The sequence below is a fragment of the Sediminibacterium sp. FW305-C-49 genome (assembly GCF_058231085.1).
The window spans coordinates 267,871-290,662 of sequence record NZ_JBIQXS010000001.1; the positions used below are offsets into that span (position 1 = coordinate 267,871).

General features: G+C 42.0%; 19 protein-coding genes. 8 read left to right on the forward strand and 11 right to left on the reverse strand.

Going from position 1 to position 22,792, the window contains the following annotated elements:
- Window positions 1-117: 117 nt before the first annotated feature.
- From ACH3Z1_RS01150 to secA, 11 genes are all read right to left on the reverse strand, one after another.
- The gene (locus ACH3Z1_RS01150) at window positions 118-525 is read right to left on the reverse strand and encodes a hypothetical protein (RefSeq protein ID WP_490819999.1); all 408 of its coding nucleotides are present in this window, start codon (window positions 523-525) and stop codon (window positions 118-120) included.
- Window positions 526-700: 175 nt separating this feature from the next.
- Window positions 701-1,864: a galactokinase gene (gene galK / locus ACH3Z1_RS01155; RefSeq protein ID WP_490820000.1), complete on the reverse strand. Its 1,164-nt coding sequence runs from the start codon at window positions 1,862-1,864 to the stop codon at window positions 701-703.
- On the reverse strand, window positions 1,861-3,267 hold the full coding sequence (locus ACH3Z1_RS01160; protein ID WP_490820001.1) for an MBL fold metallo-hydrolase RNA specificity domain-containing protein: 1,407 nt from the start codon (window positions 3,265-3,267) through the stop codon (window positions 1,861-1,863). The genes galK and ACH3Z1_RS01160 overlap by 4 nt, the downstream gene beginning before the upstream one ends.
- 21 nt (window positions 3,268-3,288) lie before the next feature.
- Window positions 3,289-3,771: a thioesterase gene (locus ACH3Z1_RS01165; RefSeq protein WP_490820002.1), complete on the reverse strand. Its 483-nt coding sequence runs from the start codon at window positions 3,769-3,771 to the stop codon at window positions 3,289-3,291.
- A gap of 178 nt (window positions 3,772-3,949) precedes the next feature.
- Window positions 3,950-4,687, reverse strand: coding sequence for an MlaE family ABC transporter permease (locus ACH3Z1_RS01170; RefSeq protein ID WP_133473206.1), 738 nt, complete (start codon window positions 4,685-4,687; stop codon window positions 3,950-3,952).
- A 49-nt stretch (window positions 4,688-4,736) separates the two neighbouring features.
- Complete coding sequence (locus ACH3Z1_RS01175) at window positions 4,737-7,079, reverse strand: NADP-dependent malic enzyme (RefSeq protein WP_490820003.1); 2,343 nt, start codon at window positions 7,077-7,079, stop codon at window positions 4,737-4,739.
- A 134-nt stretch (window positions 7,080-7,213) separates the two neighbouring features.
- A complete protein-coding gene (locus ACH3Z1_RS01180; RefSeq protein WP_490820004.1) occupies window positions 7,214-7,738 on the reverse strand; it encodes an ORF6N domain-containing protein in 525 nt (174 codons plus the stop codon).
- Between the two features lie 102 nt (window positions 7,739-7,840).
- On the reverse strand, window positions 7,841-9,022 hold the full coding sequence (locus ACH3Z1_RS01185; protein ID WP_490820005.1) for a M20 metallopeptidase family protein: 1,182 nt from the start codon (window positions 9,020-9,022) through the stop codon (window positions 7,841-7,843).
- 8 nt (window positions 9,023-9,030) lie between these two features.
- Window positions 9,031-9,465 (reverse strand): SPOR domain-containing protein, encoded by a 435-nt coding sequence (locus tag ACH3Z1_RS01190; protein ID WP_490820006.1) that lies wholly within the window; start codon window positions 9,463-9,465, stop codon window positions 9,031-9,033.
- 175 nt (window positions 9,466-9,640) lie between these two features.
- Window positions 9,641-10,312, reverse strand: a complete 672-nt coding sequence (deoC, locus tag ACH3Z1_RS01195) for a deoxyribose-phosphate aldolase (RefSeq protein ID WP_490820007.1) — start codon at window positions 10,310-10,312, stop codon at window positions 9,641-9,643.
- A 67-nt stretch (window positions 10,313-10,379) separates the two neighbouring features.
- Window positions 10,380-13,685: a preprotein translocase subunit SecA gene (gene secA / locus ACH3Z1_RS01200; RefSeq protein ID WP_490820008.1), complete on the reverse strand. Its 3,306-nt coding sequence runs from the start codon at window positions 13,683-13,685 to the stop codon at window positions 10,380-10,382.
- Between the two features lie 222 nt (window positions 13,686-13,907).
- Here secA and ACH3Z1_RS01205 point away from each other — a divergent pair, with 222 nt between their 5' ends.
- From ACH3Z1_RS01205 to ACH3Z1_RS01240, 8 genes are all read left to right on the forward strand, one after another.
- Window positions 13,908-14,453: a DUF6992 family protein gene (locus ACH3Z1_RS01205; protein WP_490820009.1), complete on the forward strand. Its 546-nt coding sequence runs from the start codon at window positions 13,908-13,910 to the stop codon at window positions 14,451-14,453.
- Window positions 14,454-14,595: 142 nt separating this feature from the next.
- Window positions 14,596-15,480: an ATP synthase F1 subunit gamma gene (gene atpG / locus ACH3Z1_RS01210; RefSeq protein ID WP_490820010.1), complete on the forward strand. Its 885-nt coding sequence runs from the start codon at window positions 14,596-14,598 to the stop codon at window positions 15,478-15,480.
- Between the two features lie 131 nt (window positions 15,481-15,611).
- Window positions 15,612-16,409 (forward strand): SMC-Scp complex subunit ScpB, encoded by a 798-nt coding sequence (scpB, locus tag ACH3Z1_RS01215; protein ID WP_490820011.1) that lies wholly within the window; start codon window positions 15,612-15,614, stop codon window positions 16,407-16,409.
- A gap of 48 nt (window positions 16,410-16,457) precedes the next feature.
- Complete coding sequence (gene lysA / locus ACH3Z1_RS01220; RefSeq protein WP_490820012.1) at window positions 16,458-17,675, forward strand: diaminopimelate decarboxylase; 1,218 nt, start codon at window positions 16,458-16,460, stop codon at window positions 17,673-17,675.
- 24 nt (window positions 17,676-17,699) lie between these two features.
- Window positions 17,700-18,488 carry an ABC transporter ATP-binding protein gene (locus tag ACH3Z1_RS01225; RefSeq protein WP_490820013.1) on the forward strand — a complete coding sequence of 263 codons (789 nt, stop codon included), beginning with the start codon at window positions 17,700-17,702 and terminating at the stop codon, window positions 18,486-18,488.
- 11 nt (window positions 18,489-18,499) lie between these two features.
- The gene (locus ACH3Z1_RS01230; protein WP_490820014.1) at window positions 18,500-19,009 is read left to right on the forward strand and encodes a TlpA family protein disulfide reductase; all 510 of its coding nucleotides are present in this window, start codon (window positions 18,500-18,502) and stop codon (window positions 19,007-19,009) included.
- Window positions 19,010-19,105: 96 nt separating this feature from the next.
- Complete coding sequence (gene mdh, locus ACH3Z1_RS01235) at window positions 19,106-20,035, forward strand: malate dehydrogenase (protein WP_490820015.1); 930 nt, start codon at window positions 19,106-19,108, stop codon at window positions 20,033-20,035.
- 191 nt (window positions 20,036-20,226) lie between these two features.
- Complete coding sequence (locus tag ACH3Z1_RS01240; RefSeq protein WP_490820016.1) at window positions 20,227-22,656, forward strand: TonB-dependent receptor domain-containing protein; 2,430 nt, start codon at window positions 20,227-20,229, stop codon at window positions 22,654-22,656.
- Window positions 22,657-22,792 lie beyond the last annotated feature (136 nt).

The following is a 22,792-nucleotide window of genomic DNA, read 5'->3' on the forward strand; positions in this document are numbered from 1 at the left end:
AATTAACGTATTCCTTCTCTTCAGCATAAAGGCTTATATGAGTGCAATCGGAAACAGATAGGCGGTAGTTGCTAAAACTACGCCTGTCTGCTTTTTACCTTATCGTATCTATGTTACTTAATCACTTTCTTCCAGATGTAATTTCTGGTGATGGGCACCAGCAGCTATATGCAGTGCAAAACCAGCAATGGCAGTATCCTTCAAGATATTTACCAAAGCCAGTGCCTTCATCTCTTTATCACCCGCATTCAGGTAATTGGGAAGATGTAGTGTTAGAATAAAAATGAATAACATGATGGCTAGTAAATACGCAGAGGTCTTTACCATGCGGTTGGTAACAAATGAAACAGCTACCAGTATAAAAGCAGCACCCACTAAATATACCCATATAATTCCTCCGGGTAAGGAGGAGGGAATATATACCACCAGTTCCCGTGCATGCTGAAAATGGTAGATGCCAAAACTAATCATGACAACCACTAAGAGGTAGATCGCAATACGCGATACAATATGATAGTTTTTCATGTGTTTAATTTTTATTGATTATAGCCACATGGAATTCGCTGATATACATTCCAGTTACTATCAACTTTTGTAATAGCTCATTTCATGGCGGGCAATTTTGTTGTTTAAAAATTACAACATCATTTCCGCCTTTGCAAGCATTTGACCTTTTTTCTACTAAGATTGATGGGATTTTCTATGACGGGCCTACTACTGCCGTCCCCTCCCCGATGGTTACAGGGTAGGCATCTGGTAATACGGCATATGCTTCAAAGTATGCTTCTGATATTCTGTCTACAAAGTCGCTAACCGCTTCTTTTTTTACCAGGTTCAGGGTACAACCACCAAAACCACCACCCATCATCCGTGCGCCAATTACATCTTTGCAGCCTGTTGCAAAACTTACCAGGAAATCGAGCTCAGGGCAACTTACTTCATACAGTTCACTCAATCCTTTATGTGTGATGAACATTTTTTTCCCGAATGTCTCAAAATCTCCTCGTTTCAAATCTTCACAGGCTTCATTAACCCTTGCAATTTCTTCTACCACATATAAACATCTTTGAAATATTTTTTTATCCAGCAACTGCAATTCCTGCCCCAGTAATTCCGGTGTTGCATCTCTAAGACTTTTAACATGTGGATGAAATCTTTGAAGGTGTGCTACCCCTGCTTCACAGTCGAGGCGACGAAGATTGTATTCCGAATCAGCGAGCGAATGTTTTACACGGCTGTTGATCAGCAATAAATCATATGCTGAAGACGCAAAAGGGAAATAATTATATTCAAGTGAACGACAGTCTAATTCAATTACCTGATTGGCTTTCCCAAACATACTGGCAAACTGATCCATGATACCACAACGCACACCAATAAATTCATTCTCTGCCTGCTGTGCCATTTTCACCATCGTCATTCTGTCTAGCTTAAAACCAAATAACTCATTCAATGCAAAAATGGTAGCACATTCCACCGCCGCCGATGAAGAGAGTCCTGCGCCAATAGGAATATCTCCCCGCACTACGGCATTAAAACCGCCACACTGATACCCAGCTATCTGTAATACATCAACAATCGCCAATACATAATTGGCCCAGCCTTGCAGCGAAACAACAACAGCATCGGTATTGCCCGCATAAAACTCATTATAATCAACTGAAAACAAATGTATTTCCTGATCTGTCCTTGCACCTATAGAAATATAGACTGCATTATCAATAGAAGCGGGTAAAACAAAACCTCCATTATAATCCGTATGTTCCCCGATCAAATTGATTCTTCCGGGTGAACGAACAATGAATGAAGGCTCTCCAAAATGTTCCCTGTAAAAACGACCTGCGTCCTTTATCAATAAATTCATCCTTCCAGTTTTGTCTGATAATGCATTTCGGGAATCACTACTTCTTTAAACCCTTTTCGCATCAAGCGGCATGCAAAATCCTGCTGCACATCGTATTCACCATGTACAAGGAATAATGTTTTTACCTGTGATGCGTCCTGACAGGCTAGAAACTGGCATAGGTCTTCATAATCGCCATGCGCACTCATACTGCGCATCTGCCCCACTTCTGCCTTTACCTCATACATTTCTCCGAATATTTTTACCTGCTCTGCACCATTGGCCAGACGGCCACCCAATGACCTGGGTTCACAATATCCCACCAGAAGAATAGTATTTTTCTTATCGCTAATATTATTCATGATATGGTGTTTCACCCTTCCGGCATCTGCCATACCACTGGCCGATATAATGACACAAGGCTGTGGCAATTCGTTCAGGTATTTACTCTCATCAACGGTTTTAATAAATTTCAATCCTGGAAAATCAAATGGGTCATCATCTTTCTCCATTACTTTCCTGATCCGCTTATTAAAATATTGTGGATAGGCTTTCAGCATTTCCGTAGCTTCTTTGCTGAGTGGACTATCAACATACACCGGAATACGTGGTAACCTGTTTTCAAGATCAAGTTGATTCAGTGCATATAACAGCTCCTGTGTACGACCAACACTGAATGCCGGGATAATCAGCTTGCCTCTTTTCTGTATACAGGTCGATTCAATCCATTGCAATAAGGTATCGGATGTTCCGTGTACTTCATCATGTAATTTGTTTCCGTATGTACTTTCAAGTATAATGAAATCGGCTTGTGGAAACACAGAAGGTGAGCGAAGTATGGCATCGTTGTATCTGCCAACATCGCCACTGAAAGTAAGCTGGGTGGTTTTACCCTGCTCCGAAATTTTTAAATGAACGGCAGCACTTCCAATGATATGTCCCGCATCGGTAAACAATAATTGTACACCTTCCGTTATGGTTGTCCACTCCTCATAGTTTACCTCTACAAATAATTCCAAAGCCTTTGCCGCATCTTCTAAATCATACAATGGTTCATAGGGAGGTAATCCTTGTTTGGCTCTTCTTTTGTTGATAAACTTCGTATCATCTCTCTGAATCACAGCCGAATCTTCAAGCAAGATGCCGCCAAGTTCTTTTGTTGCCGGCGTGGCGAATATTTTTCCTTCAAAACCTTCTTTTACCAATTTGGGGATGAGACCGGAATGATCTATATGTGCATGTGATAACACGAGTATGTCTATGGATCGTGCATCAAAACCAAATTCACTGTTCAGCACATCTGTTTCCTTTCCCATACCCTGAAAAAGTCCACAGTCAAGTAATATTTTCTTACCATTCTGCAAAGTAAGCAGGTGCTTAGATCCTGTTACTGTTCTTGCTGCGCCATGAAATGCTATTTTCATATCTCTTGCTTTCGTTGATGATTACCTGGACTTAAAAGTCCATGTTACAAAAAATTCTGCTACTATTTCCTGTTGTTCATTGGTACCGATTGATCTACACACTACTGTTTGTGCTTCTCCCGTACTAATTGATTGCTCAACTGCTGCTGTTATTTTATCACCATCGGTGCAGCTAAACAATATAAACCCTGTTGCCTTTTTCAAAAAATTTCCTTCCACTTTTAACACCAGCATACTAATCCCTGGCTTTCGATGGTAGATTTGCGCAAAACCCAATATACCGGTACTCATTTCTGCAGCCATCGACTGTACGGCAAAATACATGGATCGAAAAGGGTTTTGTGAGAACCAGCTATAACGCACACCAATAACAGATTGTTCCTGGGTGAATGAACGGATCTTCAATCCACAAAAAAAAGCCGAAGGCAACCGCTGCAATAAAAACAAGCGAAACTTCAGTGGATTTGATATTTGTTTTCGGAAAACTTCAAAAGAAGGATTCATAGTAATGCGCTTACACCATAAATGTAACAAGAGCAACGGGAATGAAAGGGAAAAACATTATTTTCTTACGATTTTAATCGCAAGTGTATAGATAAAGCCAAAAGGCGGTAGTAAATAATGAATACCGAATATCCAACTTCGAAATTCAATATTGGATATTACTCTGTTCTTCTGTTCGCTAGAGCAGCAGTGCTGCCAGCATATAATCGGCGCAGAGAATCAGGATGCAGCTTACCACAACGGCACTGGTACTGGCCCTGCCTATTTCCAAGGCACCTCCTTTCACATTGTATCCATAATAAGCAGATATGCTACTTACTATAAAAGCAAACGTATAAGACTTATAAAGGGCAAAATTAATATTGTAAAGGTTCAGGTTCTGGCGTAATCCAATATCAAAAATATCTGGTGCAAGAATGCCTGCCATATTCCCTGCTGTTCTTCCCCCCCAGATCCCTAATACAGCAGAAATGGTGATGAGACAGGGAATCACTAAAAGAGATCCCAGAATTTTTGGCATCACGAGATAGCTTTTGGTATTGATACCCATAATCTCAAGGGCATCAATCTGTTCACTGATGCGCATATTACCCAACTCACTTGCAATCTTACTACCCACCACACCCGCCAGCACAATACTTACTACGGTTGGAGACAATTCAAGAATCATACTGTCTCTTACAATTTGTGCAATGGTTGCCTGGGGTACCAGTGGACTCACCAATTGATACGCCGTTTGTACGGTTGTTACCGCGCCAAGGAACAATGAAATAATCACCACAATGGGCAATGCACCTAACCCGATTTCAACACACTGGTGCATAAACTCTTTCCAGTACATGCGCCAGTTCTCTGGTTTGGTAAACATGCCTTTCAGCATGAGTAAGTATGATCCTAAATGGGTGAAAAATGACATCGCTTTGTTTTTTGCTATTGACTATGAACCATGCACTATCAACTACCTCCTATTTCTTCCTCTTTTTCAATCGTTTCCACCAGCTACTGCGCTGAACAACATCATTGGTATCCATACGGCATTTGAGCTGTGCATCCACAACAGCTACCAGCGCCATATTAATAATACTTCTTACGGTACTTCCCAACTGTAATACATGCACCGGTTTTTTAAGTCCGAGCAGAATAGGACCAATCGCATCTGCACCACCTACTTCTTTCAATAAGTTATAGGCTACGTTACCGGCAGTTAAGTTGGGGAATATCAACACATTCACATCTTCATCCACCAGTTCACTAAATGGATAATTGTCGCGTAGTATTTCTTTATTAAAAGCCATACTACCCTGCATTTCTCCATCTACCACCAGTGAAGGGTTTCGTTGCTTCAGTATACGTGTTGCTTCTGCCACCAGTTTGGCTTCGGGCGAATCGCTGCTGCCGAAATTGCTATAACTCAGCATGGCAATGCGTGGCGTTACATTAAAATTGCGCACTTCCTTCGCTACCATCATAGCAATATCGGCCAGTTCTTCTGCAGTTGGATTGAAATTTACTGTTGTATCGGCCAAAAACAAAGGCCCTTTTTTGGTCAGCAGTAAATACATTCCTGCAATCTTTTTCACACCTTCTTCTGTTCCAATAATCTGTAAAGCCGGACGAATGGCTTCTGCATAATTTTTTGTAAGACCCGATAGCATGGCATCGGCATCACCGGTTTCTACCATCATACAACCAAAATGGTTACGGTCTTTCATGATCTTCAGGCTCTCATAATGGTTGAACCCTCTTCTCTGTCTTTTCTTGAAGAACAATTCACCATAGAACTCACGCTTCGATTCCATTTCATCACTACGCGGATCGATAATCGGAAGATCCGTAATATCAATATTATACTCTTCCGCTATCCGGTTGATTTTTATCGGATCACCCAATAAAATCGGATAAGCAACACCTTCATCATAAATAATGCTGGCGGCTTTCAATATTTTTTGGTTGTCTGCTTCTGCAAAAACCAGTCGTTTAGGGTCACGTCTTGCCTTGTTACCTATTACACGCAATAACTGGTTATCGAGTCCCAGTCTTTTATTCAGTTCAAGTACATATGCATCCCAATTGGTTATTTTCTTTTGTGCCACACCACTTTCCACAGCAGCTTTGGCTACTGCAGGTGCCACGGTTGATAATAATCTTGGATCGAGTGGCTTGGGAATAATGTATTCGGGACCAAACGACATATTGGTTTGGTTATAGGCCATGTTTACAATATCGGGCACAGCCGATTTGGCCAGTTCTGCCAACGCCTTTACAGCCGCCAGTTTCATGGCTTCATTGATCTGTGTGGCTCGAACATCCAACGCCCCTCTGAAGATATAAGGAAAGCCCAGCACATTGTTTACCTGGTTAGGATAATCTGTTCTGCCGGTAGCCATGATGATGTCTTTACGAACAGCAATTGCATCTTCATAACTGATTTCCGGATCGGGGTTAGCCATGGCAAATACGATCGGGTTTTTGGCCATGTTTTTTACCATATCCTGTGTTACCACATTACCTACACTCAGACCCAAAAACACGTCTGCATCTTTCATGGCTTTATCGAGCGTGGTATCGGAACGTTTTACGGCAAATTTTTTGCGGGTAGCATCCAGGTCTGTTCTGCCTTCATGTAAAACACCATCTTTATCAAACAATATGAAGTTTTCATATTTGGCTCCCAATGCTACATATAATTGTGTACAGGCCATGGCCGCTGCACCGGCACCATTCACCACAAAACGAACTTTTTCTATTTTCTTTTTTTGCAGTTCCAGTGCATTCAATAAAGCCGCTCCACTAATGATGGCCGTACCATGCTGGTCATCGTGCATCACAGGGATGTTCATCTGCTGTTTAAGCTGCTGCTCAATATAAAAACACTCCGGGGCTTTAATGTCTTCCAGGTTAATACCCCCAAATGTGGGTTCCAGTGCTTTTACAATCTGTACAAATTTTTCGGGATCTTTTTCATTGATCTCAATATCGAATACGTCAATGTCTGCAAATATTTTGAACAATACACCCTTTCCTTCCATCACCGGTTTACTGGCTTCGGGACCAATATCACCTAAACCCAGAACGGCGGTACCATTACTGATCACCGCTACCAGGTTACCCTTGGCCGTGTATTTATAAACGTCTTCAACATTATTAAAGATTTCCTTGCAAGGTTCTGCCACACCCGGACTATACGCCAGTGAAAGATCTCGCTGGGTTTTGGCTTCTTTGGTTGGAACCACTTCAATTTTTCCGGGTCTGCCACTGGCATGGTATTCCAGTGCCTGTTCCTTCCGCAGATCTGTCTTTTTAGCCATACTGTTTTTTTTCGTTAACGGTCAACACAACATTACTCAGCTTTGGTTGTGTCACTCACTTCAGGGTCCGGCTCGCTGACCGGGCTTCCTGCGATTCAGGGGTGCAAAATACAATATAAATAAAAAAGGGGGGCTTATTTCATGAAACCGATACGATTGCGATTGTGAAGGGCCTTGTATTCAGCCTGTTCATCCAAGATATTTTCAATGGCCTCGTAAATCAGGTTTACTTGCTCATTATGGTTGGTAACTGATTTTTTTATCATTTCCACCTCATCTGCCAGCTCACTATATTGAAGCATCAGTTTCCTGACAGCAATAAACGCCCTCATAATGGCAATATTCATTTCAATTGCCCTGGGTGAAGTAAGCAGGCCACTTAACATAGCAATACCCTGTTCCGTAAAGGCAAAGGGTGCATACTTACTGTGTTTCCCCTTCCCATGCTTCTCTAAGGACGCAAATTGCGTCCTTAGAGAAGCATGCTCTTCCGGATTAATTTCGAACATAAAATCGGGTGGAAATCTGCTCAAGTTGCGTCTAACCGCCTCTTTAAGCCTTTTTGTTTCTACATTGTATAACAATGCGATGTCGAAGTCAAGTATTACTTTTTGATCACGTAGTGTATATATCTTGTGTTGAATGTGAATCGGTTCCAATGGCAGGTGTTTCCTACTAAACTATTCAACCATTCACATGAAAAAATCATTCGAACCCTAATCAGGTAATAATTCATTGAAATGATCCGTATTTCCCCCAAATTAAAACGAGACAGTCGCTCCGAGCCAGGCCATATTACCTATACCGATTTCAATGGCATTTTCATCAATATCAAAACGAGGAGTATGTACATTATGAATGATACCTTTTGCTTCATTGCGAACACCTAAACGGAAAAAGCAGCCGGGTATCACCTGTGTATAATAACCAAAATCTTCCGCCCCCATCCTCATTTCGGTTTCCAGCACATTTTCTTTGCCCATAAAAAGATCGGCCTGCTTCCAGGCGGTTTCTGTAAATACAGGATCATTGTCGACGGTAGGATAACCTACATCTATGTGCAAATCTATTTCTCCACCCATCGATTCCACCAATCCAATTGCATTTTTCCGGATTAAGTCATGCGCCTTAAAACGCCACTCCTCATCCATGGCCCTGAAAGTTCCCATCAGTTTTACTTCGCTGGGTATTACGTTGGTGGTATGTCCGCCCTGTATGGAACAAATAGATAATACAGATGGCGATAGCGGGTTTTTATTCCTTGATATAATCTGTTGCAGACTCACAATCAAATGTGAAGCAATCAACACCGTATCGGCTGTAAGATTCGGAGATGCTGCATGTCCACCCTTTCCTTTAATGGTGATATAAATTTCATCGGCACTAGCCATCACCCTTCCTTTTCTAAAACTGAGTTTACCTGTTTCCAGTCCGGGATGCACATGCAAACCAATAATTCCCTGTGGTGCTGGATTTTTTAGGGCGCCATCACGAATCATATAACTGGCGCCACCGGGATTTTTTTCTTCGCCGGGTTGAAACAGCAATTTGATCGTTCCTTCCCATTCATTTTTTAGTTGCTGCAAGATTCTTGCTGCACCCAATAAAATAGAAGTATGTACATCATGACCACAGGCATGCATTACACCTGGTTTCTGTGAACGATACGTTACTTCATTTTCTTCCTGAATAGGCAATGCATCCATATCCGCACGCAGTGCAACAACACGGCTGTCGGGATTTTTACCGCGGATAATAGCCAGCACTCCCGTAGTTGCCATCACTTCAAATTCAACACCCATTTCCTGCAATTTAGACTGCACAAAACGGGATGTTTCAAATTCCTGGTAACTCAGTTCAGGATTTGCATGCAGGTACGAACGAATGGCCACAGCATCTGCTGCATATTTTGCTGCTAAATCTTTTATCTGTTGTAATAACATGGTCCTGTTTATTGTGTCAGTTCGTCCTCCACCGCATTATATTCAATTACATCTTCTACCACATATACTCCCTGCGGATAAAACCGGTTCAGCGTTTTCCTGAACTGCTCTGCATCTTCTTTTTTTATAAAATTTCCAATTCGCACTTTGAACAATGGCGACTGGTATGATGTATAAGTTTTTTGATCGGGGAAACGGCTCAGTAACTCTGTTTTAATCCTGAATGCCTGGTCACGACTGTTGGTGCTGATGACCTGTACCCGATAACCTTTATACTGACCACTGCTGGTAAGCAGGGCTGTTCTTTTATTGATCTGTGCCTGTTTAGCCGTCAACAAATCCAACCGTGCATCTTTTTTTACCAGAATGGTATCGGCAGCACGTAGCATCTGTGTACATAAAAGAAAAAAACAGCAGACAATGTATCGGATCAAAACAGGCATACTGTTATGTTTTCAGTAAGATAAATAAATAAGTGCAAAGATAGAGGGTTGTCATTAATGATCTTGTTAATGAGTTACCTGACTGGCAGATCTATATGATTAGCCGAAGATGCTCAGAGCAGAAGAAGAAAATCTGTGCTTCTGTGGCTAACAAAAACTACCAGACAAACTCATATTAATAATTTCCCTCCCCTTTTGCACCCTGCACAATGGCCACACTGGCACTGCAGCCCAGCCTCGTAGCTCCCGCTTCAATAAGTTGTTGGGCAAAAATATGATCACGTATACCACCAGATGCTTTGATCTGGACCTGCTCGGGTAAATGCAAACGGAATAATTGTACTGCTTCTATAGTGGCTCCTTTTTCTGCATAACCAGTTGAGGTTTTCAGGTAATCGATCCCTGCCACACCGTATAATTCGCAACATTTAATGATCTCATCGTCTGTGAGCACACCCGATTCAATAATAATTTTGATCACTTTGTTTTTACTCTTTACTACAGGCATGATATGGTTGATCTCATTCGCGAGATACACCCAATCGCCATTTTTAATCGCTGAAATATTAATCACTACATCCAGTTCATCGGCCCCATCTACCATGGCCAGCACAATTTCTGCAATCTTTGATTCCACTGCTGAATAACCAAAAGGAAAACCAATTACGGTTGCCACTTTTACGGCAGTTCCCTCCAATAAGGATTTGGCTTTCTTTACAAAATTCGGCGGCACACATACTGCTGCAAAATTGTATTGCTTTGCTTCATTGCATAGCTTTTCAATATCAGCTATCAGCGTGGTAGGTTTCAGGATGGTGTGATCAATATACTGATGGAGATTCGACATAAAATCTATCTATAAAATGAAATACAAAAATATAAAACAAAACCTCCCGAAATCGGGAGGTTTTGTCTTATAAATCTTTGCCGTGACAGGCTTTGTATTTTTTCCCACTACCACATGGACAAGGATCATTTCGCCCGATCTTAGGTCCTACACTAATGGGTTGTTGTTTTACCGGTGTGGGATCATAATAATCGTTTTCGGTTGGAGGCGCATCTATATCTTCTTTACTGGTACTGAGTTTACTCAAGTCTGTTTTTTGCTGACGCCCTTCTCTCACTTCTTCCCCATCATTCAATGGAATACCAGCATGGCTCAGGAACTGTACAATATTCGTGTTCACTTCACCATCCATTTTCTTGAAAATATTGTAGGCTTCCATTTTGTAAATCACCAATGGATCTTTCTGTTCGTATGTAGCTGTTTGTACGCTTTGTTTCAGATCGTCCATAGCGCGCAGGTGTTCTTTCCATGCATCATCTATCAGTGCCAGTGTTACAGTTCTTTCTAAAGCATTCACCAGTTCTGCGCCGTTGCTGTTCAACGTTTTCTCCATATTGGCCAACACCTGCATACCTTTTCTTCCGTCGGTAAATGGTACTATCACATTTTCAATATGATTACCCTGTTCCTGACGGATATTTTTGAAAACAGGTATGGCCTGTACCATCATGTCCTGTTTCTTTCTGTCGTAATTGGTAACAGCCTGCAGGTATAATTTTTCTGCAAGTTGCTGCTCTGTTCCTTTAGCAAGTTCATCTGCAGTGATATTGGTATCGATACCAAAATTTACAATGGCTGCCAGTCTGAATCCATCATGGTCATTCTGCTCTTTGAATGAATTCACGAGGTCTTCTGCTACGGCATAAAAAGCATTATCGAGGTCAAGCGCCAGTCTTTCACCAAACAAAGCATGGCTTCGTTTGGTATACACTACTGTACGTTGTTTGTTCATCACATCATCATATTCCAGCAAACGCTTACGGATCCCAAAGTTGTTTTCTTCTACTTTTTTCTGGGCTCGTTCAATTGATTTGGTGATCATGCTATGTTGTATCACTTCACCTTCTTTGTAACCGGCAAAGTCCATGATCTTAGCAATACGATCGCTACCAAACATACGCATCAGGTCATCTTCGAGTGATACAAAGAATTGTGATGAACCCGGATCACCCTGGCGACCTGCACGACCACGCAACTGTCTGTCTACACGGCGCGATTCATGACGCTCTGTACCCAGGATGGCCAGACCACCTGCTTCTTTCACACCTGGTCCCAGTTTAATATCGGTACCACGACCGGCCATATTGGTGGCAATAGTTACCGCACCTGCCAGACCTGCTTCTGCTACAATCTGCGCCTCTCTTGCGTGCTGTTTGGCATTTAATACATTATGTGGTACCTGTTTCTGGCGCAACATTCTGCTTAGCAATTCACTCACTTCTACCGATGTGGTACCCACAAGCACCGGACGTCCGGCATCACGCAGTTTTGCGATTTCGTCAATCACCGCACCAAATTTTTCACGTTTGGTTTTGTACACCAGATCCTGTTCATCTTTACGGATAGCTGTAACATTCGTTGGAATAGCTACCACATCCAGTTTATAAATATCCCAGAACTCAGATGCTTCTGTTTCAGCAGTACCTGTCATACCCGCCAGCTTATGGTACATCCTGAAATAGTTCTGGAGTGTAACAGTAGCATAGGTTTGTGTAGCTGCTTCAATCTTTACATTTTCTTTCGCTTCAATTGCCTGATGAAGACCATCAGAATAACGGCGTCCATCGAGGATACGGCCTGTTTGTTCATCTACAATTTTTACCGCACCATCCATCACCACATACTCCACATCTTTATCAAACAAAGTATAAGCTTTCAATAATTGCTGTACGGTATGAATACGGTCTGCTTTTACCGCATAATCATTGATCAGGCTTTCTTTGTTGTGCAGTTTATCTTCTGCGCTAAGCGATTCATTTTTATCGATGGCTCCCAGTGATACACTGATATCGGGCAGGATGAAGAAGCTGGTGTCTTCTCCGGCTTTGGTGATAAGTTGAATACCCTTATCGGTAAGTTCTACTGAATTATTTTTTTCATCGATGTAGAAATACAGTTCTTCATCCGCTTTGGGCATTTCGCGCTGCTGATCAGCGAGATAGTGGTTCTCTGCCTTCTGCAATTTTACACGCATACCAGGCTCACTCAGGAACTTGATCAATGCACTGTTCTTTGGCAAACCACGGTGTGCACGGAACAAGGCGAGACCTCCATCTTTGGGATCATCGTTTCCTTCGGCAATTTTTTTCTTGGCTTCATTTAAGAACTGGTTTACTGCTCTTTTCTGTGCTTCTACCAGTTTCTCGATACGTGGTTTTAATTCGAAGAATTGTTGTTCACCTGTATTATGACCAATGGGTCCTGATATAATCAATGGTGTACGTGCATCATCAATCAATACAGAATCGACCTCATCCACCATAGCAAAATGGTGTTTGCGTTGCACCATTTCGGCAGGTGAATGCACCATATTATCTCTCAGGTAATCGAAACCAAATTCGTTATTGGTACCATAGGTAATATCGGCGAGATAGGCATTGCGACGTGCTTCTGTACTGGGTTCATGTTTATCAATACAATCTACTCTTAATCCCAGCCATTCAAAAATGGTTCCGTTCCACTCACTATCTCTTCGTGCGAGGTAATCGTTCACGGTTACAATATGTACACCTTCTCCTGCCAATGCATTTAAATATGCGGGCAGTGTTGATACCAGTGTTTTACCCTCACCCGTTGCCATTTCGGCAATTTTACCTGAATGCAGTACGCTACCACCTATTAACTGAACATCGTAATGAACCATGTTCCAGGTAACGGTAGAACCAGCAGCAGTCCAACTATTTTTGAAAATGCTTTTATCTCCTTCAATGCGGATATAATCTTTCTTTACACTCAGCTCTCTGTCGAGCGGAGTAACAGTGGATACCAGTTCGGTATTTTCTTTAAAACGTCTGGCTGTTTCTTTTACTACTGCAAAAGCTTCTGGTTGTATTTCTGCGAGGATCTCTTCAATTTTTTTATCCCTTTCTTTTTTCAGCTTATCTGCTTCCTGGTAAATAATATCCCTGTTATGGATTTCATTTTCGGGCAGGCTTTCTGCTTCCTGTTTTTTGGCTTCTATCTGTTCGTCTATGGAAACAAGATGCGCTTTAATACGTTGTCTGAATTCCTGTGTTTTGTTGCGGAGTTCATCATTGGTCAGTTGCTGGTATTGATCATAAGCCTGTCCAATTTTATGAATGATGGGCATAATCTGCTGCACATCCTTTTCACTTTTACTGCTCCCGAATAATTTTGAGATAAATTTCAACATATAACTGAGTCTGGTGTATTAGAAAATTTTAACAGTCAAAAACGGTGCGCAAAAAGTTTTTGAGCCAATTTGGCATTTTTCGACTGAGGCCGCCAAAGGTAAAGAATTTGGGTAGAGTGCGTACTCCGCTCATAAACTGGCGTTTATTTATCAAATACTTAACGGATCACTATGATTTCAAATCGTTTATGGATGTCGTTTTTCGGAATAATATCCGTCTTTATGGCACATGCACAGGTGAATCAACAGGATTCTATTGCCCGGGAACGTATTAAACTGGTACAGAATAATATGTATGTACTCGGCGCCTGGGCCGGGGCTAATATTATACAGGGTACTATTTCGGCCAGTAATACCACCGGGAGTGAACATTTCCTGCACCAGATGAACGCGTATTGGAATACCGTTAACCTGGCCATAGCAGGCGTGGGTTTACTGGGTATCAGGAAACAGATGAAACAACAGTATAGCCTGAATAGCAATCTCAGGGCCCAGCATAAAATAGAAAAAATACTGCTGCTCAATACCGGTCTCGACCTGGCTTATATAGCCACCGGCTTCTACCTGAAAGAACGGGGAACAAGGCTGAATAATGACCGCAACAAAGGTTATGGCAACAGTTTATTGCTGCAGGGCGGGTTTTTACTGGTTTTCGACCTCATTCAATATGGCCAGCACCGCAGAAATACCAAATGGCTGGAAGAGCGACAAGGTAAGCTAGAACTCGGTTTGGGCGGTAACGGACTAGCCCTTAACTACCGGTTCTGAATAACCTGTACGCATAGTGGGTAAAAAAGCAAAGTTTTGATGGAATTTCAGGCCGTTTCTGCTACTTTTGCAGCCAAATTGAAAAAGGTATCGGGGATAGTCCTTGTACCTTATTTCTTGAAAACTTGAAACTTTTTACCCCATGGCAGGTCAGTTAAAAGAAGTACGTAACCGGATCAAAAGTGTTCAGAGTACCCAGCAGATTACCAAGGCAATGAAAATGGTGAGTGCGGCCAAATTACGTCGTGCCCAGGATGCCATCACCCAGATGAGGCCTTATGCCCAGAAGCTGCAGGAAATGCTGAGTAATATCGTGAGCAATACAGAAGGCGATATGAGCATTAAACTGGCCGAAGAAAGAGCAGTAGAAAAAGTATTATTGATTGTGATTACCAGCGACCGTGGTTTATGTGGTGGTTATAATGCCAATCTGATTAAGCTGGCCAAATTAACTATTGCAGAAAAATATGCTACCCAGCATAAAAAAGGCAATGTTACCATCTGGAACATCGGTAAAAAAGGATATGAAAGCTTACTGAAAGCCGGATATAAAGCCGATGCTACCTATAAAGATATTTTCCTGAACCTGAACTTCGAAAGCGTTCAGGCTGCTGCACAGGCTGCCATGAAAGCTTTTGAAAACAAAGAGTTCGACGCAGTTGAAATCGTGTACAGCGAATTTAAAAATGCTGCTACACAACGTTTTACTGCCGAACAGTTCCTGCCCATTCCAAAAGTGGCCAATACAGGTACTTCAAAAAAGAAATCAGACTTCATTTTTGAGCCAGCAAAAGAAGAACTGATCGCCGAACTGATGCCTAAAATCCTCAATACCCAGTTATACAAAGCAGTGCTGGATTGCAATGCAAGTGAACACGGTGCCCGTATGACTGCCATGGATAAAGCCAGCGAGAACGCGAATGAACTGCTGAAAACACTGAAGATCAGCTATAACCGTGCCCGTCAGGCCGCCATCACTACTGAGCTTACAGAGATTGTAAGTGGTGCAGCAGCGTTACAGGGATAGCAGAACCTAATTTGAAAATTTGAAAATGTGGTAATTTGAAAATGATTGTTATGTTTGATTGAACTTAACAATTCAAAACCACTTGATTATTTCATTTTCAAATTTTCAAATTTTCAAATTTTCAAATTATAATGGAGATAAGCCAGATCATACCACACATTGAAGTATTGATTTTTGCGAGCGAGAAACCACTCACTTCTTTAGATATCGTAGAACTCATCAACAACACTTTTGGTTTCCTTGAAGAGCGTGTTACACCCGATCAGGTGGACGCTGCAATACAGGGTATTTGTGAAAAATATGATTCTGAGTTTTATCCGTTTGAAGTACGCGAAAGCGGCGGTGGATGGCAGTTTCTTACCAAGAAAGATTTCCATAAAACCATTGCCCAACTCAACGGCGATAAGTTCCTGAAACGTTTAAGCAATGCAGCACTGGAAACACTGGCCATTATTGCTTATAAACAGCCTATTACCAAAGGTGAAATTGAATCGATACGTGGCGTAAACAGCGATTACAGCATCCAGAAATTACTCGAAAAAGAACTCATACTCATCAGTGGCCGTAACGAGCAGATGCCCGGCAAACCACTGGTATATGCTACTTCTAAAAACTTCATGGATTATTTCGGCATCAACTCTCCCGAAGACCTGCCTAAGATCAGAGAAGTGCTGGCAGAGCAGATTGTTGAAGGTACCGTGATTCGTCCGGAAGATTTTACGGATCAACCAGTAGCCCATGAAACAGAGGTTGATGAACCTGTTATTGAGGGCGACACTTCTTTGTTAACCGTGAATGAAGACGGAGAACTCATCATCCAGGGCGATGAAGATATGAACGATGAAACCACTCCCGCAGAAGATACCGACACCCCAGCTTCCGATGAAAGCAAGGATGAGGAACAGTCTTCTGATGAAAATCCGCAATAAGAAGCTTCCGGTTTTTATGGATAACGCGAAGACAATTATCTTCGTGACATGTCTTTACAATTATCGAATGAGCAATTAAGAACCATTGCACAGGAATTCGGAACACCGCTTTACCTGTACAATGCAGACCGTATTACCCACCAGTTCACCCAGTTGCAAACCGCTTTTCAGCACAGCGACAAGGTTCGCTTTTTCTATGCCTGTAAGGCGTTAACCAATATCAGCATCCTTAAGCATATTAAACAGATTGGCTGTAATGTTGACTGCAGCTCTATTAATGAAGCTAAACTGGCCGTACATGCAGGGTTCAGCCCCGAAAATATTTTATACACCAGTAATGGTATTGCTTTCGATGAAATAGAAGAAGCCGTTGCGTTAGGCATCAATATCAATATTGACAGTCTTTCCAACCTCGAAAAATTTGGAAAAAAATATGGTCATGGCTATCCTGTAGGCATCCGTATCAGACCCAATATTATGGCGGGCGGCAATTTGAAAATATCTACCGGCCATGAGAACAGCAAGTTTGGTATCCCTATTGAGCAACTCAATGAGATTGTTCAACTCATGCAGCAATACAATATTCATATTGCCGGTTTGCATAACCATACAGGCAGTGAGATCAAAGATGTGGATGTGTTCATGAAAGTGAGCAGTGTATTTCTCGAGATGATTCCACATTTTCCTGAGCTGCAGTTTCTCGATATGGGTGGTGGTTTTAAAGTGCCCTATAAAGATGGTGATGAAGGCACCGATATTCAGTTACTCGCCAATGAAATCATGGCTTTTGAAAGAAAAATAGCAGATACTTATCAGCGAAATTTCCAGATATGGTTTGAGCCGGGAAAATTTATAGTGAGTGAAGCTGGTTACCTGCTTACCAAAGTAAATGTGATCAAACCAACTGCCACTGCCACATTTGTAGGCATTGATACAGGTTTTAACCACCTTATCCGACCCATGTTCTATGAGGCTTATCATCGTATCCGTAATATCACTAATGAGCAGGGTGAACTGAAACAATATGCAGTTGTGGGAAATATCTGTGAGACCGATACTTTCGCCTGGGATCGTGCATTGAATGAAACCCATGAGGGAGACCTGCTGGTGTTCGACAATGCAGGTGCTTACGGTTTTGAAATGGCCAGTAATTTCAACTCCCGGTTTCGTCCGGCCGAAGTGCTGGTGAAAGACGGAAAAGCATTACTCATCCGTAAAAGAGAAGTTTTTGAGGATTTATTAAGAAACCAGGTTGAAGCATTTTAAAACAAAAGAGTAGTTTGCAGTCGCATGATTGAGATTAAAAATATCAAAAAGACTTTCGGGGAACGAACCATCCTCGACGATATCAGCGCCGTAATGGAAGCTGGTAAATGTAACCTCATCATCGGCACCAGCGGTAGTGGCAAAACAGTATTGACCAAATGTATGGTTGGCTTGTTTCGTCCGGAACAGGGTGAAATACATTACGATAGCAGAGACATGCTGCACATGAACAATGATGAACGTAAATTATTGCGTCAGCAGATTGGTATGTTGTTTCAGGGTACGGCTTTGTTTGATTCGATGACAGTAGAGCAGAATGTATTGTTTCCACTCGATATGTTTACCAACTGGTCACTGGCTGAAAAAAGAAAAAGAGTAAATGAAGTGCTCGACAGGGTGAACCTGAAAGATGCGCATAAACGTTACCCTTCAGAAATCAGCGGTGGTATGAAAAAAAGGGTGGGTATTGCAAGAGCCATTGTGCTCAACCCACAATACCTGTTTTGCGATGAACCTAATTCGGGTCTTGATCCGCAGACTTCGATGGTGATAGATAAACTGATCAAGGAAATTACGGTTGAATACAATATTACGACCATTGTGGTTACACATGACATGAACAGTGTAATGGAAATTGGTGATCATATTGTGTACCTGCATCAGGGAAAGAAACAATGGGAAGGATCGAATAAGGATATTATTTTCAGTAAGGACGAGCTGTTGAATAAATTCATTTTTGCTTCAGAGTTCTTACAGGATGCCAAAGAAATGCGGATGATGGAACAAAATGGTCTGAATAAAAAGAATCAATAAGAGGTATTGCTATGAAACATGTTTTGTTGCTGTTTGTTGCTATTGCTACTACAATCGGTGTTTTTGCACAGGATGGCGGGTCAGACCTCCCTCCTTTTATGAAAACAAAAAAGTTGCCGGAGTTTAATATCCTTCAGACCGACAGTACCTGGTTTACCAAACAGCAATTACCTGAAGCCGATTTTACCATCATCGTTTATTTCAGTCCCGATTGTGGTCACTGCCAGCATGAGGCCAAGGAGATGATTAATAATATGGACAGCCTGAAAAATACCTTTATCCTCTGGGTAAGTTATCGTGATATGCCAGACATTAAAGGCTTTGCCGAGACCTATGGTTTTTTCAACCACAAAAACCTGAAAGTAGGCCGTGATCCTAATTATGCCATCCCCTCCTTTTTCCAGGTGAAATATACCCCGTACGTAGCGGTGTATAATAAAAAAGGTGAGTATTTAAAGGCTTTTGAAGGTGGTGTAGAGATGCCTGAACTGAATCGTTTTTTATCGGCCAATAAGCAGTAAATAGCGGTCCAAAAGCCAGAAAGTTCCTGTTGCAAACCATTGTCATCCCTTACCTTTGCTGCGAAAAATTTCCTCATCGCTAAATAATCATTGTTTATGAAAGTAACCGTAGTAGGTGCCGGAGCCGTTGGAGCTACCTGTGCCGATAATATTGCCCGTGCCGCTTTGGCAGAAGAACTGGTATTGCTTGATATTAAAGAAGGTCTGGCAGAAGGCAAGGCCCAGGATATGATGCAGACCGCCGCATTACTTGGTTTCGATACCCGTATTACCGGTAGTACCAATGATTATTCAAAAACTGCCGGTTCAGATGTAGTAGTGATTACCTCAGGCTTACCCCGCAAACCCGGTATGACCCGCGAAGAATTGATTGGCACCAATGCTGGTATTGTAAAAGGTGTTTGTGAGAACATCCTCAAATATTCTCCTAATACCATCATCATTGTAATCAGTAATCCGATGGATACCATGACCTACCTGGCGCTCCAGTCAACTGGTTTGCCAAAGAACAGGATCATTGGTATGGGTGGAACTTTAGACAGTGCCCGTTTCAAATATCAACTGAGCCAGCACCTGGGCTGCAGTCCTGCAGACCTGAATGCTGTAGTGGTGGGCGGACATGGTGATACCACCATGATTCCTTTGATTCGTTATGCAACCTGGAATAGTGCTCCTGTAAGCGGTTTTCTTTCAGCAGATCAGCAAAAACAAATTGTAGCCGATACCATGGTGGGGGGTGCTACTTTAACCAAACTCATTGGCACATCAGCATGGTATGCACCCGGTGCAGCCGGTGCTGCGCTAGTAGAAAGTATTTTACGTGATGAGAAAAAACTTTTTACCTGCTGCGTGAGCCTTGATGGAGAATACGGACAAAAAGATATCTGTCTGGGTGTACCTGTTGTTATTGGAAAAAATGGCTGGGAAAAAATCCTTGATTTCAAATTGAATGAAGAAGAACAGGCACTCTTTAATAAGAGCGCTGAAGCAGTAAGAAGCATGAATGATGTGTTGAAAACTTTATAATTTCCTGCTGTTCATCTCATTTAATAACCGTTCATACACAGCGCCCCGTTGGTAAAAATCCGACGGGGCTTTTTTCATAAAGTCCGGCAACCGTTTGTCATGGTTTTGTAACTGCTCATCCCGAAACGGTGTTTTACGCTGTAACATTTGTGAGTGCTTTGCGTCTGATTGAGCACCTAAAACAAAACAACATGAGACGGATTTTAGTATTGGCTGTGTTGGGATTGACTACGATTTTCAATTCAGCTTTCGCGCAAAGCAGCCACAGCATTAAGGGAAAGGTTACTGACAATTCAGGCAAAAGCATTCAGTCAGTAACCGTATCATTATTAAAAGCAGCAGACAGCAGTTTAGTGAAAGCTGATGTAACCGATGCAAACGGTGCTTTTGAGTTGGTAATTGCCCCCGCAGGAAAATACCTCCTGAATTATACCATGATTGGTTTCGAAAAAACCTATTCAAATGCTTTTGAAGTAAAAAACGGACAGAGTTTCGATGCCGGAACCATTAGCCTGCAACCTGCAGCCAATAAGCTGGCAGATGTTACCGTTACTTCACGTAAGCCTATGATTGAAATTAAAGCCGATAAAACGGTTTTTAATGTAGAGAACAGTATTAACGCTACAGGTAGTAATGCACTCGAACTTTTACAAAAAAGCCCAGGTATTCAGGTTGATAACAATGAGAACATCAGCATGAAAGGGAAAACTGGTGTGCGCATTTATGTAGATGGTAAAATGACACAACTGGGTAGCCAGGATCTGGCTGCTTACCTGAAAAGCATCAACAGTAATGATGTGGAAGCCATTGAAATGATCAGCAACCCCAGTGCCCGTTATGATGCAAGTGGTAATGCAGGTATCATCAATATACGTCTGAAGAAAAACAAGAAATTCGGCACCAATGGTAACCTGAATCTCGGTTTCATTCAGGGTGTTACACCAAAAGGCAATGGTTCTGTGAGTTTGAACTACCGCGACAAAAAAGTAAACCTGTTTAGTAATATCGGCGCTAACCTTGGCAGACAGGAAAACACTTTAGACCTTTATCGTGTTCAGCGCGACACAATTTATGATCAGAAAAGTGTTAACTGGAGCAATAACAGAAGTCTGAATGCAAAAGTGGGAGCCGATCTGTTCCTGAACAGCAGAAGCACATTAGGTTTTCTGGTAACAAGCAATTTCGGCAACACAGATTGGACCAGTGAAAGTAATACCAATATTACTTATAAACCCACCAATCAGTTCGTAAAAAAACTGGTGGCACTGAATACCATTCCTGGTAGCAGAACCAATATGAACAGCAATATCAACTATCGTTATACCGATACAACCGGTAAGGAAATCAACTTCGATGCTGACTATGGTTTGTTCCGTGGTACTGGCAGAAGTCACCAGCCTAACTATTATGTTGATCAGAATGGCAATAACTTGTCGCAGGTGGTGAACAGAAACTATACACCTACCGATATCGATATCTATACCGCCAAGATTGATGTGGATCAACCTAAGTGGAAAGGCAAGCTGGGTTATGGTGTTAAATTCTCTTATGTAAAAACAACCAATACTTTTGATTTCTTCAATGATATCAACGGTGCACCCGTAAAAATATTAAGCAGAAGCAACAGCTTTACTTATAAGGAAAATGTAAATGCTGCTTATGTAAACTACCAGCGCCAGTTGAATCCAAAATGGAGCCTGCAAACAGGTTTACGTATGGAACAAACCAACAGCGAAGGTGTGTTAACCAGAGCCGATGGAGTGATGCAGGCCGATAATACCGTTAAACGTAATTACCTTGATCTGTTCCCCAGTGCAGCATTAACATGGATGGTGAACCAGAAACATACACTGAATTTAACTTTCAGCAGAAGGATTGACCGTCCTACTTATCAGGACCTGAATCCGTTTGAAAATAAGCTGGATGAACTGACTTACGAAAAAGGTAATGCCTTCTTACGTCCGCAGTACACCAACACGGTTGAGTTATCACATACATTCAAATACATGCTGAATACAACGATTGGTTTCAGCCATGTAAAAGATTTTGCAACACAAACAACCGATACCACCAATAACGCCACTTTCGTTCAGCAGAAAAACCTGGCTACACAGCGTATCCTGAGTTTCAGCATCGGTTCTCCATTACCGATTGCTAAATGGTGGAATGGTTATGCAAATGTTTGGTACAATTACCAGATGTTTAAAGGAAAGATTGGTGAGAATGAAGTGAAAACAGATATTCCAATGTTTGGTGCGTATATGCAGCATTCATTTACGCTGGGCAATGGTTACACCGCAGAGATGAGTGGATGGTTCAGTGGCCCAAGTGTTTGGGGAGCTACCTGGAAAACGCGTTCATTAGGTGGTTTGGATCTTGGCTTCCAGAAACAGGTACTCAAAAAGCAAGGTACTGTTAAGTTGAGCGTAACTGATATCTTCTTCACCAACCCATGGACAGCTACCAGCAATTTTGGCGGATTGTATATCAATGGTAGTGGTAGAAATGAAAGCCGTACCGTTCGTTTAGCTTTCTCATGGCGCTTTGGTAACAGCCAGGTAAAAGCGGCTCGTCAGCGTCAGACAGGTCTGGAAACAGAAGCGAAGAGGATTAAAGGATAAGCATTGGTTTTTGAATATATAGCAAAAGGCTCCGGATTTTCGGAGCCTTTTCTTTTATGTTGTATGATGGAAAGCAGATGATCATGATAGGTCATGACAATCCGTGTTCTATTGCTTTTCCCTGGCAAACATTCGA

Bases quoted from the DNA above. Each gene is read 5' to 3' on its own strand.
- ACH3Z1_RS01150 (WP_490819999.1), bottom strand. From the start codon at position 525: ATGAAAAACTATCATATTGTATCGCGTATTGCGATCTACCTCTTAGTG.
- galK (WP_490820000.1), bottom strand. From the start codon at position 1,864: ATGAATTTATTGATAAAGGACGCAGGTCGTTTTTACAGGGAACATTTT.
- ACH3Z1_RS01160 (WP_490820001.1), bottom strand. From the start codon at position 3,267: ATGAAAATAGCATTTCATGGCGCAGCAAGAACAGTAACAGGATCTAAG.
- ACH3Z1_RS01165 (WP_490820002.1), bottom strand. From the start codon at position 3,771: ATGAATCCTTCTTTTGAAGTTTTCCGAAAACAAATATCAAATCCACTG.
- ACH3Z1_RS01170 (WP_133473206.1), bottom strand. From the start codon at position 4,687: ATGTCATTTTTCACCCATTTAGGATCATACTTACTCATGCTGAAAGGC.
- ACH3Z1_RS01175 (WP_490820003.1), bottom strand. From the start codon at position 7,079: ATGGCTAAAAAGACAGATCTGCGGAAGGAACAGGCACTGGAATACCAT.
- ACH3Z1_RS01185 (WP_490820005.1), bottom strand. From the start codon at position 9,022: ATGTTATTACAACAGATAAAAGATTTAGCAGCAAAATATGCAGCAGAT.
- ACH3Z1_RS01190 (WP_490820006.1), bottom strand. From the start codon at position 9,465: ATGCCTGTTTTGATCCGATACATTGTCTGCTGTTTTTTTCTTTTATGT.
- deoC (WP_490820007.1), bottom strand. From the start codon at position 10,312: ATGTCGAATCTCCATCAGTATATTGATCACACCATCCTGAAACCTACC.
- secA (WP_490820008.1), bottom strand. From the start codon at position 13,685: ATGTTGAAATTTATCTCAAAATTATTCGGGAGCAGTAAAAGTGAAAAG.
- ACH3Z1_RS01205 (WP_490820009.1), top strand. From the start codon at position 13,908: ATGGCACATGCACAGGTGAATCAACAGGATTCTATTGCCCGGGAACGT.
- atpG (WP_490820010.1), top strand. From the start codon at position 14,596: ATGGCAGGTCAGTTAAAAGAAGTACGTAACCGGATCAAAAGTGTTCAG.
- scpB (WP_490820011.1), top strand. From the start codon at position 15,612: ATGGAGATAAGCCAGATCATACCACACATTGAAGTATTGATTTTTGCG.
- lysA (WP_490820012.1), top strand. From the start codon at position 16,458: ATGTCTTTACAATTATCGAATGAGCAATTAAGAACCATTGCACAGGAA.
- ACH3Z1_RS01225 (WP_490820013.1), top strand. From the start codon at position 17,700: ATGATTGAGATTAAAAATATCAAAAAGACTTTCGGGGAACGAACCATC.
- ACH3Z1_RS01230 (WP_490820014.1), top strand. From the start codon at position 18,500: ATGAAACATGTTTTGTTGCTGTTTGTTGCTATTGCTACTACAATCGGT.
- mdh (WP_490820015.1), top strand. From the start codon at position 19,106: ATGAAAGTAACCGTAGTAGGTGCCGGAGCCGTTGGAGCTACCTGTGCC.
- ACH3Z1_RS01240 (WP_490820016.1), top strand. From the start codon at position 20,227: ATGAGACGGATTTTAGTATTGGCTGTGTTGGGATTGACTACGATTTTC.